The following is an 11,601-nucleotide window of genomic DNA, read 5'->3' on the forward strand; positions in this document are numbered from 1 at the left end:
GCCGAGGTAAGGGGTGACCGCAATGGCGGCCGCCCCTTACCCGTTCGCCCGGCTCAGAGCCTGGCGCGTGTCGCCTCCACCAGGCGTACGACCGACTCGTCGGCCACGTCCGGGACCTCTTCGGGGGCGAACCAGCGCAGGTCCAGGGACTCGTCGCTGATGGCCTCCACGGCCCCGGGAGGGGCGACGGCGGCGTACTGGACGTCCAGGTGCCAGGCGCACGGCGTGAGGTGCCGGTCAAGGCGGACCGGACCGCCGGGCAGCAGGGCCAGCCCCGCGATGCCCGACTCCTCCGTGGCCTCGCGCAGTGCGGCGGCCGCCAGGGTGGCGTCGCCCGGCTCGCAGTGGCCCCCCATCTGCAGCCACATCCGCAGCTTCTTGTGGAGGGTGAGCAGAACCCGGCCGCGCTCGACGTCGACCACCAGGGCGCTCGCCGTGATGTGCCCGTCCGTACAGGCCTTCCACATGCCGTCCGGGTGGGCGGCGAGATGGTCCAGATACGTCTGGCGCAGCTCTTCCTGGCCCTCGTACCCCTTCAGCACGAGGGCCGCGTCGTCGTGGAGGCTCACTCGGCGTCGTCGCCCTTGCCGTCGCCGTCCTCCCGGCCGCCGTCGTCCTCCCGGCCGCCGTCGTCCTCCTGGCCGCCGTCGTCCTTCTTGTGCAGGTCCGGCTTCGGCGCGGAGCCGCCCGCGGCCTCGCCGAGCATCTTGTCCAGCTCGGAGAAGTCCAGCTGCTCACGGTGCACGAAGCCGTCGGGGTCGTCCAGGTCGGCGGCCGTCGGCAGCATGTCCGGGTGGGCCCACAGACCGTCGCGGCCCTCCACCCCGCGCGCGTCGGTGAGCGAGGCCCACAGACGCGAGGCGTCACGCAGACGGCGCGGACGCAGCTCCAGACCGATCAGCGTGGCGAACGTCTGCTCGGCCGGCCCGCCCGACGCCCGGCGGCGGCGCAGCGTCTCGCGCAGCGCGTCCGCGGACGACAGACGGGGCTTGGCCGCGGCGTGCACCACCGCGTCCACCCAGCCCTCGACGAGCGCCAGAGCGGTCTCCAGACGGGCCAGGGCGGCCTTCTGCTCCGGGGTGTCCTCCGGCTGGAACATGCCCTGCTGAAGGGCGTCCTGCAGCTGCTCGGGGTTCTGCGGGTCGAACTGGCCGACCACGTCCTCGAGCTTGGCGGTGTCCACCTTGATCCCGCGCGCGTACCCGTCGACCGCGCCGAACAGGTGCGAGCGCAGCCACGGCACATGCGCGAACAGACGCTGGTGGGCGGCCTCGCGCAGGGCGAGGTACAGCCGCACCTCGTCCAGCGGGACGCCCAGGTCCTTGCCGAACTTCTCGATGTTCACCGGCAGCAGTGCGGCCCGGCCGGCCGGGCCGAGCGGCAGGCCGATGTCGGTGGAGCCGACGACCTCGCCGGCCAGCACGCCGACGGCCTGGCCGATCTGCGTGCCGAACATGGCGCCGCCCATGGAGCGCATCATGCCGATCAGCGGGCCGGCCATGGCCTGCATCTCCTCGGGCAGCACATCGCCCATGGCGGTGCCGACGCGCTCGGCGACCGGGTCGACGAGCTCCTGCCAGGCGGGCAGGGTCGCCTCGACCCACTCCGCCCGGGACCACGCCACCGCGGAGGCGGCGCCGGACGGCAGGGACGTCACGTCGTCCAGCCACAGGTCGGCCAGGCGGACGGCCTCCTGGACGGCGGTGCGCTCGGCGGGGCCGACGCTCGCGTCCTTCGTGCCGTCCGAGGTGCCCTGGGCGACCGTCTGGCGGGCGATCTGCTTGGCCATGTCCCAGTTCACCGGGCCGCCCTCGTAGGAGAGCATCTGGCCGAGCTGCTGGAACGCGGCGCCCAGGTCGGTGGGGTTCAGCGAGCCGAACATCGCTGCGAGCGGATTGTCGGCGCCGGGCCCGCCAAGGCCTCCGGCTCCGGGCAGCCCGAAACCGAACGGGTTGGCCGGTCCCTGCCCACCACCGCTCTCCTGGTCCTTCTTCTTGCCCTCGTCGCCGTCGTCCGGCTCCTCCGGCGGAAGGCCGAATCCGAATGGGGTGTCACTCACGGGGTTCCTCGGCTGGTAAGGCCACCGGTTCTTCCGGCGGCGCGGCTGCCCGACAACACCACCCAGCGTAGACACCGCGGGCGCATCGGGCCTCGGTGCTTCGCCGACACAGCGGCTGCGGCAGGATGGAGCCACCTGGTACGTACGCGTCATTCGCGCCCGTATGGAAGACAACCGCTGGAGACGCCCGGTGAGTTCCCCAGATCCGCAGGTTCGCGCAGCGCGAAACCCTGAAAGCACTCCCGCCGTGCGCGGGCCCGTCGTCGCGGTCACCGGAGCCGCGAGCGGCGTCGGCGCGCTGCTCACGGAGCGGCTGGCCGCGTCCGGCGAGGTCAGGCAGGTCATCGCCATCGACGAGCGACGCGGGGAGTGCGCGGCGGCGCAGTGGCACATCCTCGACGTGCGGGACCCGGCGATCGCCGACAAGCTGCGCGGCGCCGACGTCGTGGTGCACCTGGCGCTCGACCTCGATCTGGAGACCGATCCCGCCGCCCGGACGGCCTACAACGTCCGGGGGACGCAGACCGTGCTCACCGCGGCCGCGGCGGCCGGTGTGCACCGGGTCGTGCTGTGCACGTCCTCGATGGTGTACGGGGCGCTGCCCGACAACGAGCTGCCGTTGTCGGAGGACGCCGAGCTGCGCGCGACCGCCGAGGCGACCGGCGTCGGGGACCTGCTGGAGGTCGAGCGGCTGGCGCGCCGCGCGCCGCGGGCGCACCCCGGCCTGAACGTCACCGTGGTCCGGCCGGCCGTGCTGGTCGGCGGCACCGACACCGCGCTGACCAGGTACTTCGAGTCGCCGCGGCTGCTGGTCGTGGCCGGTTCGCGGCCCGCCTGGCAGTTCTGCCACGTCGAGGACCTGTGCAGTGCGCTGGAGTACGCCGTGCTGGAGAAGGTCGACGGCGAGCTGGCCGTCGGCTGCGACGGATGGCTGGAGCAGGAGGAGGTCGAGGAGCTCAGCGGCATCCGGCGGATGGAGCTCCCCTCGGCGGTGGCGCTGGGGGCGGCGGCGCGGCTGCACCGGATCGGGCTCACCCCGTCCCCTGCGGGGGATCTGGCGTACACGATGTACCCCTGGGTGGTCAGCGGCAGCAGGCTGCACGACGCGGGGTGGCGGCCGAAGTGGACCAATGAGGACGTGCTCGCCGAGCTGCTGGAGGAGGTCGCCGGGCGGCACACGGTGGCCGGTCGGCGGCTGGGGCGCAAGGACGCGACGGCGGCGGGTGCCGCGGGGGCGACGGTCGCCCTGCTGGGCGCGGCCGCCGTGGTGCGGCGGGCGCGCAAGGCCCGGCGGCGGATGTGAGCCCGGGGCCGGCGGGGTGCGCCGCGGGCACGAAGGTCCGCGGCCAGGGTCCTGGATCGTAGAAGGCTCCAAACCGGCACACGCGCGTGCCGGGCGATGACGCTATTCCGCGTGCTCGCGGGCGTGCGGCACGATGGAGGCATGGCACCCACCAACGATCACCCCGGCGAGCACGCCGCCGACGATCCCATCAAGCTGATCGCCGTCCGCGAGACGGCGCTCTCCCTGGACGAGGTCTTCAAGGCCGTCGGGGACGACGCCGCCGGCGGCACCGCGCTCTTCGTGGGGACCGTGCGCAACCACGACGGGGGTGCCGATGTCGACGAGCTCGGCTACTCCTGCCATCCCAGCGCCGAGGCCGAGATGCGGCGCATCGCCGAGAAGGTCGCCGCCGAGTACCCGGTGCGCGCGCTCGCGGCCGTCCACCGTGTGGGTGACCTCAGCGTCGGGGATCTCGCCGTCGTCGTCGGCGTGTCGTGCCCGCACCGCGCGGAGGCGTTCGAGGCCTGCCGGAAGCTGATCGACGACCTCAAGCACGAGGCGCCCATCTGGAAGCACCAGAAGTTCTCGGACGGCACCGAGGAGTGGGTCGGCGCCTGCTGACGGCACTCCCGGCGGTCTGCCGACGACGCCCCGCCCCCTGGGCCGCTGACGCCACGTCCTGCCGACCTCGGCGGCCGCCGACCCCACCGTCGACGGCCCCCTGACCCCGCCGTACCCTTCCGTCACGGCTCCGGTTGCGTAACCGACCCCCTGGCCCGAGCGTTGTCAGTGCGGATGGTTAATCTGCTGATCAGTCAGTTGGGGTCGCTCGGTTGGGGTCGGGAGGTCGGCATGGCGGCGCTCGCCTGGTTGCTGATACCACTGGTGGCTGCGATAGCCGCCGGACTGTGGGGGATCTGGGCGAACCGGACCCGCAAGGTGCGCAGCGACGGTCCCGAGCTGGACGGGTACGCCCGTTTCCGTGAGGCCATGGAGAGGTCCACGTCCGGCACGTAAGGCCGTGCGAGAACTGCGCGCGAAGACCGCGCGCCAGGACTCCGTACGACGGCCCTGACGGTGCTCTGACAGGCGCGTCCCGTACTGTCGACTCATGCCACGCCGCACCGCGACGATGCTCGCCTCCACCCTGATGCTGATCGCGCTCCTGTGCGCGGGGGTCTTCCTCCCCGTGCCGTACTCGGAGATGTCCCCGGGTCCGACGGTCAACACGCTGGACGAGCACGACGGCGAGCCGGTGCTGCAGATCACCGGGCACCAGACGTACCCGACGGACGGCCACCTCAACATGACCACCGTCCGGGTCACCAGCGCGGACTACCGGATGAACCTCGTCGAGGCCGTCTACGGCTGGCTCGCGCACGACGACAAGGTCGTCCCGCACGACACGCTCTACCCCGACGGCAAGACGGAGGAGCAGTCGACCCAGGAGAACGCCGAGGAGTTCAGCCAGTCCCAGGAGAGCGCCAAGGTGGCGGCGCTGAAGGAGCTCGGCATCCCGGTGCGGTCCTGGGTGATCGTCTCCACGGTGGTCAAGGGCACCCCGGCGCAGGGCAGGCTGCACGCCGGTGACGTGATCAAGGCCGTGGACGGCACCGCGGTCAAGCAGCCTTCCGACGTGGCGAAGCTGGTCACCCGGCACAAGCCCGGCCAGGACGTCGTCTTCACCGTCGTGCCCGCCAAGGACCAGGCCGCCGCGGAGAAGCAGAACAAAACGGCGACCACCACCAAGAAGGTCACCATCACCACGGCCGAGTCCCACGACACCGGCGCCAAGCGCGCCATCGTCGGGATCTCCGCCGGAACCGACCACACGTTCCCGTTCACGATCGACATCAAGCTCGCCGACGTCGGCGGACCCAGCGCCGGTCTGATGTTCGCCCTCGGCATCTACGACAAGCTCACCCCGGGCAGCCTGACCGGCGGAAAGTTCGTGGCCGGCACCGGGACGATCGACGACGCCGGCAAGGTCGGCCCGATCGGCGGCATCGAGATGAAGACCGTCGGCGCGCGCGACAAGGGCGCCCAGTACTTCCTCACCCCCGCCGACAACTGCGCGGCCGCTGCCAAGGACACCCCCTCGGGGCTCACCCTGGTGAAGGTCGACACCATCGGCGACGCCCTCGGCGCCCTGAAGGACATCCGCTCCGGGAAGACCGCCGACCTGCCGAAGTGCACGACCAAGGGCTGAGACGAGGGGCGCCCCTGGCAATCAGGGGCGCCCCCGGGTCACGTACTCAGTCCTCGAACGTCGCCGTCAGTGCCTCCGCGAGCCCCGGCACCAGGTCGGCGCCCGTGAGCACCTCCGTGGAGGAGTCCTTCTCGCGCAGCCGCAGGGCCGACTCCCGGGCGCCGTCGCGCAGCACCGCCACCGTCATCCGTACCTCCTGACGCTCGGGGTGGTCGGCCACCCACCGGGCCAGCTTCTCCTCGTCCAGCCCCTGCGGGACCTGTGTCTCGGCGGACGGGGGCAGCATCAGCCGCTCCACGGTCAGCGCGCAGCCGGCCACCGCGTCGGGCCAGGCGATCGTGCCGAGGAACTCGTCGAGCGGCTGATCGGCAGGGATCTCGTCCTGCTCGATCGGGGTGAGACCGGAGGTCTGCTGCTCGTCCTCCAGGCCGAGCTGGGCCGCGAGGACGGGTTCCTCGGCCCGCAGCCGCGCGGTGTCTACGAGGGCGAAGAGGCGAGCGGGCTGGTCCCAGCCGAGGCCGGAGGCGTACTCGTCGATCTCGAGTACCGCCCGGGTGAGCGGGCTCGCTGCCATGGGAGTGTTGGACATGGTCACAATCCTGCCTCGTTCCCGGCCGGAATCGGGAACCGAGTAAACCGTCAGTAAGTTTCATAGGTGTGTGCCCGCGTCGACCACGGGCACACCGTACGGTCCGCGGGCACGGGGGCCAGACACAACGACAGCGAACCACCAGCGAACTTCGAGGTGCGCACCTTGGCTTTCCAGATGCCGGACCGCGGCTCAGGCCCGTCCGGGCCGCGGATGAGAGTCGGCCGCCCGTCCCGGCGAGCCCGTGTCCTGCTCATGACCCTGGGCGTCCTGGCCGTCCTCGGCATGGCGTTCACGATGTTCGCGGGCTTCTGGACGGACTGGCTGTGGTACCGGTCGGTGCACTACTCGTCCGTGTTCACCACCACCCTGTGGACCAAGATCGGACTGTTCTTCGTCTTCGGACTGCTGATGGCGGTGGCCGTCGGTTTCAACATCTGGCTCGCGCACCGGCTGCGGCCCCCGCTCAGCGCCATGTCGATGGAGCAGCAGAACCTCGACCGCTACCGGATGGGCATCGCGCCGTACAAGAAGTGGCTGCTGTGCGGCATCACCGCACTGGTCGGCCTGATCGCGGGCGCCTCCGCCGCCGGCCAGTGGCGCACCTGGCTGCTGTGGGTCAACGGCGTCCCGTTCCACAAGACGGACCCGCAGTTCCACCTCGACGTGTCCTTCTACGCCTTCGACCTGCCCTGGTACCGCTTCCTGCTGGGCTTCGGCTTCGCCGCGACGATCCTGTCCCTGATCGCCGCGGCGCTGACCCACTACCTGTACGGCGGGCTGCGGGTCACCAGCCCCGGCGCGCGGGCCACGGCCGCGGCGACCGGTCACCTGTCGGTGCTGCTCGGCGTCTTCGTGTCCCTGAAGGCGATCGCGTACTGGCTCGATCGGTACGGACTCGCGGTCAAGTCGAGCGACTTCAAGGCGACCGACAACTGGACCGGTCTGAGGTACGTCGACGCCCACGCCTACCTGCCGGCCAAGACGATCCTCTTCTGCATCGCGGTCATCTGCGCGCTGCTGTTCTTCGCCACCCTGTGGCGGCGCACCTGGCAGCTGCCGGTCATCGGCTTCGGCCTGATGGTGCTCTCCGCGATCCTCATCGGCGGCCTGTACCCGGCGATCGTCCAGAAGTTCCAGGTCCAGCCCAACGAGCAGGCCAAGGAAGCCCCGTACGTCGCGAAGAACATCGAGGCGACGCGCCAGGCGTACGGCATCGACGACACCGAGGTGGCCCCCTACGACGGGACGAGCAAGACCAAGGACAAGTCGACGCTGCGCGACGACGTCGACAAGACGGCGAGCATCCGCATACTCGACCCCAACATCGTCTCGCCGACGTTCCAGCAACTGCAGCAGGTCAAGGGCTTCTACGCATTCCCCAACAATCTGGACGTCGACCGCTATCCCACCAAGGACGGCAAGGTCCAGGACACGGTCGTCGGTCTGCGCGAGCTGAACTTCTCCGGCGTCAAGCAGAACTGGATCAACACCCACTTCCGCTACACCCACGGCTATGGCGTCGTCTCGGCCAAGGGCACCGAGGCGGACAACGGAGAGCCCGTCTTCACCGAGAAGAACCTGCCGCCCGCCGGTGACCTGCCGAGGTACGAACCGCGGGTCTACTACGGCGAGAAGACCACCACGTACTCGATCGTCGGCGGTCCCCAGAAGGAGATCGACTACTCCGACAACGACGGCGAGAAGACCACCAGCTACCGGGGCAAGAGCGGCGTCAGCCTGTCCAGCCCCGTCAACCGGGCCGCGTACGCGCTGGCGTTCGGCGAACCGCAGATCCTCTACTCCGGCGCGATCGGAGACGGCTCGCGGATCCTGTACAACCGCACGCCCAAGGAGCGCGTCGAGGCGGTCGCGCCCTGGCTGACCATCGACGGCGACGCCTATCCGGCGGTGGTGGACGGCCACATCCAGTGGATCGTGGACGCCTACACGACCACGAACGGCTATCCGTACGCCTCCCGTACCACCCTCGGTGACACCACGGCCGACTCGCTGACCGCGACCAACAACTCGCGCGCGGTGGTGGCCCAGCAGAACCAGGTCAACTACATCCGCAACTCGGTGAAGGCCACCGTCGACGCCTACACCGGCGAGGTCAGGCTGTACCAGTGGGACACCGAGGACCCGGTGCTGAAGACCTGGATGAAGGCGTTCCCGGACACGGTGAAGCCGAAGTCGGACATCTCCCCGGACCTGATGTCCCATCTGCGCTACCCGCAGGACCTGTTCAAGGTCCAGCGCGAGCTGCTCACCCGCTACCACGTCCAGGACGCGCAGACCTTCCTCAGCGGCAGCGAGGTGTGGCAGGTGCCGGACGACCCGACGAACAAGTCGGGCGACGCGGTGCCGCCGTACTACCTGACCATGAAGATGCCCGACCAGAACTCCCAGGCGTTCTCGCTGACGACGACGTACACGCCGAACGGCCGGGACAACCTCAGCGCCTTCATGGCGGTCGACTCACAGGCGGGCACATCCGACTACGGGAAGATCAGAATCCTGAAGCTGCGGACGAGCACCACGGCGGACGGGCCCAAGCAGGTCCAGAGCCAGTTCAACTCCAACTCGCAGCAGAACATCACGGAGTTCGTCCGGCAGGTCAGGAACGGCGACTCGGAGATCGAGTACGGCAATCTGCTGACCATTCCGCTCGACGGAGGACTGCTCTATGTGGAGCCGGTCTACGTACGCGGCGGTCAGCTCAAGTACCCGTTGTTGCGGAAGGTCCTGGTGACCTACGGCGGCGCCACCGCGTTCGAGGACACGCTCGGCCAGGCCCTCGACAAGATCTTCGGAGCGCCGGGTTCGACGCCCCCGCCCGGCACCGGGACCACGAATCCGCCGAGTTCGGGCAACCCGACGGTCCAGCAGGCGCTGAAGGACGCGCAGAAGGCCTTCGACGAGGGCCAGACGGCGCTGAACAAGAAGCCGACCGACTGGGAGGCGTACGGCAAGGCGCAGAAGGAGCTGCAGGACGCGCTCAAGCAGGCCGCCGATGCCCAGGCCCAGGCGGAGAAGCAGAGCGGCAACGCCAAGAACGGCACCGACAGTGCCAAGAACGGCGCCGGCAGCGACAAGAAGGACAGCGGTAGCGGTACGACGGGCAGCTGATCGCTCGTGCCGAGTCGAGGGCCCGGGTCCGGGAGCGGATCCGGGCCCTCGACGTGTGCGTACGACGGGCGGTGGGGTTGCGAACGCATGTGCCGACAGGAGGGACCGCCGTGCCGCCGTGGGGAGTTGGGCGATCTGTGTTTGACTTGTCTCTCTGTGGGCATGTCGACAAAACGCTGAAGTGACCTCACTGGCTGCGGTATACCGGATGTACCCAGTTTGCAGGTGGTGCGACGATGAACGTTATGGGGGACAAGGTAACTCTGTTCGAGACAGGGCGATTTGTGCAGGCTTCCGATCCCGGGACGGGCGGGGAGCCCGAGGGCCTCGAGGGGACCCGGGGGCCGCAGGGGATCGGGGACGCGACCACGGACGAGACCGTTGAGGCCGCCGACGAGATGGCCGAACTGGCGCGCCGCCGGCTCGCCGCCGAGGCCGGCGACATCGACGCGATGAGCGTTCTCGGAGCCATGCTGCTGCGCCGCGGCGACCTCGACGGAGCCGAACCCCATCTGCGTGCCGCCACCTCGGCCGGTGACCGCGCCGCCGCGAACAACCTGGGCGTCCTCCTCCACCAGCGTGGCTACGCCGACGAAGCGGCGGGCTGGTGGCGGATCGCCGCCGTCGCCGGCTCCGCCGCGGCCGCGCACGCGCTCGGCCGGCACCACCGCGAGCGCGGCGACGAGCCCGCCGCCGAGTACTGGCTGCGCCAGTCCGCCGAGCAGGGCCATGTGCTGGGCGCCTACGCGCTCGCCGACCTCCTGGAGCACCGCGCGGACGCCGGCGCCGAGCGCTGGATGCGGGTCGCCGCCGAGCGCGGCCACCGCGAGGCGGCGTACCGGCTGGCGAGGGCCCTCGACCGGCGTGCGGCGGACGAGTGCGCCGCGGACGGCGGTGCCGGCGCCCGTGGCACCGGCTCGCGCGGGGCCGGTTCCACCGGCGCGGACCGCGACGGCGCGGACTCCGAAAGGAGCGGCCTGCCTGCGGAGGCCGAGCAGTGGTACCGGCAGGCCGCGGCGCGCGGGCACCGGCGCGCGGCGCTGCACCTCGGCGCGATCCTGGAGAAGCGGGGCGAGCTGAAGGAGGCCGGCCGCTGGTACCTGACGTCCGCCAAGGACGGCGAGGCCCGGGCCGCCTGCGCCCTCGGGTTCCTGCTGCGCGACGCCGGAGACATCGAGAGCGCGGCCGTGTGGTGGCTGCGGGCCGCCCAGGAGGGGGACGGCAACGCGGCGAACGCGCTGGGCGCGCTGCACGCCGAGCGCGGCGAGACGCAGACCGCCGAGCGCTGGTACCGGGCGGCCATGGACGCCGGCGACGTGAACGGCGCCTACAACCTCGGGCTGCTCTGCGCCGAGCAGGGACGGACCGCGCAGGCCGAGCAGTGGTACCGGCGCGCCGCCTACGCAGGCCACCGGGAGGCGGCCAACGCGCTGGCCGTCCTGCTGCTCCAGAGCGGGGACACCGGCGGGGCCGAACCGTGGTTCTCCCGGGCCGCGGAGTCCGGGAGCGTGGACGCAGCGTTCAACCTGGGGATCCTCTACGCCGGGCGGGACCTGGAGTCCGAGGCCCTGCGCTGGTACGAGCGGGCGGCGGCCGCCGGGCACACGGAGGCGGCACTGCAGGTCGGGATCGCCCGGCTGCGTGCGGGCGACGAGCGGCAGGCCGAGCGGCATCTGCGCTGCGCGGCCGGCGGCGGGAACGCCGAGGCCGCCTACCGGCTGGCGACGGTGCTCGACGCGCGACGGCCGCCGGTGCCGGCGCACGAGCTCGGGGAGTCGGTGATCCACGAGAAGACCGAGTGCGAGGAGTGGTACGAGCGGGCGGCCACCCAGGGGCACCGGCGCGCGCAGGTGCGGGTCGGCATGCTGGCCGCGGCCCGGGGGGACGTGGTCGAGGCGGCACGCTGGTACCGGACGGCGGCGGAGGCCGGGTCCCGCAACGGCGCGTTCAACCTGGGACTGCTGCTCGCGCGGGAGGGCAGCGAGCCGGAGGCCGCCGTGTGGTGGGCCCGGGCCGCCGACGCGGGCCACGGGCGGGCGGCGCTGCGGCTGGCCCTCGTCTACGCGCGCCGCGGGGAGCTCGCGGAGGGGCAGCGGTGGGCCGACCGCGCGGTGGCGCTGGGCCCGGCCGAGGTCGCGGAGCGGGCCGCACGGCTCAGGGACGCGCTGCGGGAGGAGCTGTCGGCGTGATGTGCGCGACGCTCCCCGTGAACGATTTGCTTCTTTCCCCGCCGGTCACGTAGTGTTCTATTCACCGACGCGGGGTGGAGCAGCTCGGTAGCTCGCTGGGCTCATAACCCAGAGGTCGCAGGTTCAAATCCTGTCCCC

At 71.3% G+C, this 11,601-nt stretch carries 9 protein-coding genes; 6 read left to right on the forward strand and 3 right to left on the reverse strand.

Going from position 1 to position 11,601, the window contains the following annotated elements:
• Window positions 1-53: 53 nt before the first annotated feature.
• Window positions 54-569, reverse strand: coding sequence for an NUDIX hydrolase (locus IE318_RS19670; protein WP_189902146.1), 516 nt, complete (start codon window positions 567-569; stop codon window positions 54-56).
• The gene (locus tag IE318_RS19675) at window positions 566-2,059 is read right to left on the reverse strand and encodes a zinc-dependent metalloprotease (protein ID WP_189902148.1); all 1,494 of its coding nucleotides are present in this window, start codon (window positions 2,057-2,059) and stop codon (window positions 566-568) included. Before IE318_RS19675 ends, IE318_RS19670 begins: the two co-directional genes overlap by 4 nt.
• Window positions 2,060-2,249: 190 nt before the next feature.
• Here IE318_RS19675 and IE318_RS19680 point away from each other — a divergent pair, with 190 nt between their 5' ends.
• The 4 genes from IE318_RS19680 (at window position 2,250) to IE318_RS19695 (ending at window position 5,553) form a co-directional block, all read left to right on the forward strand.
• On the forward strand, window positions 2,250-3,362 hold the full coding sequence (locus tag IE318_RS19680) for an SDR family oxidoreductase (RefSeq protein ID WP_030179187.1): 1,113 nt from the start codon (window positions 2,250-2,252) through the stop codon (window positions 3,360-3,362).
• 141 nt (window positions 3,363-3,503) lie between these two features.
• Window positions 3,504-3,965 carry a molybdenum cofactor biosynthesis protein MoaE gene (locus tag IE318_RS19685; RefSeq protein ID WP_189902150.1) on the forward strand — a complete coding sequence of 154 codons (462 nt, stop codon included), beginning with the start codon at window positions 3,504-3,506 and terminating at the stop codon, window positions 3,963-3,965.
• A 231-nt stretch (window positions 3,966-4,196) separates the two neighbouring features.
• Entirely contained in the window at window positions 4,197-4,361 is a 165-nt protein-coding gene (locus IE318_RS19690; RefSeq protein WP_189902152.1) for a hypothetical protein, read from the forward strand.
• A 94-nt stretch (window positions 4,362-4,455) separates the two neighbouring features.
• Window positions 4,456-5,553, forward strand: a complete 1,098-nt coding sequence (locus IE318_RS19695; protein WP_189902154.1) for a YlbL family protein — start codon at window positions 4,456-4,458, stop codon at window positions 5,551-5,553.
• A gap of 46 nt (window positions 5,554-5,599) precedes the next feature.
• On the opposite strand, the gene IE318_RS19700 is transcribed toward IE318_RS19695, so the two are convergent.
• Complete coding sequence (locus IE318_RS19700) at window positions 5,600-6,142, reverse strand: PPA1309 family protein (protein WP_030179182.1); 543 nt, start codon at window positions 6,140-6,142, stop codon at window positions 5,600-5,602.
• Window positions 6,143-6,319: 177 nt separating this feature from the next.
• Here IE318_RS19700 and IE318_RS19705 point away from each other — a divergent pair, with 177 nt between their 5' ends.
• Both IE318_RS19705 and IE318_RS19710 read left to right on the forward strand, forming a co-directional pair.
• Complete coding sequence (locus IE318_RS19705; protein ID WP_189902315.1) at window positions 6,320-9,274, forward strand: UPF0182 family membrane protein; 2,955 nt, start codon at window positions 6,320-6,322, stop codon at window positions 9,272-9,274.
• A gap of 236 nt (window positions 9,275-9,510) precedes the next feature.
• Window positions 9,511-11,463 (forward strand): tetratricopeptide repeat protein, encoded by a 1,953-nt coding sequence (locus IE318_RS19710; RefSeq protein WP_189902156.1) that lies wholly within the window; start codon window positions 9,511-9,513, stop codon window positions 11,461-11,463.
• The last annotated feature ends 138 nt before the right edge of the window (window positions 11,464-11,601 follow it).

It is taken from the genome of Streptomyces spiralis (genome assembly GCF_014654675.1).
Lineage (GTDB): Bacteria > Actinomycetota > Actinomycetes > Streptomycetales > Streptomycetaceae > Streptomyces > Streptomyces spiralis.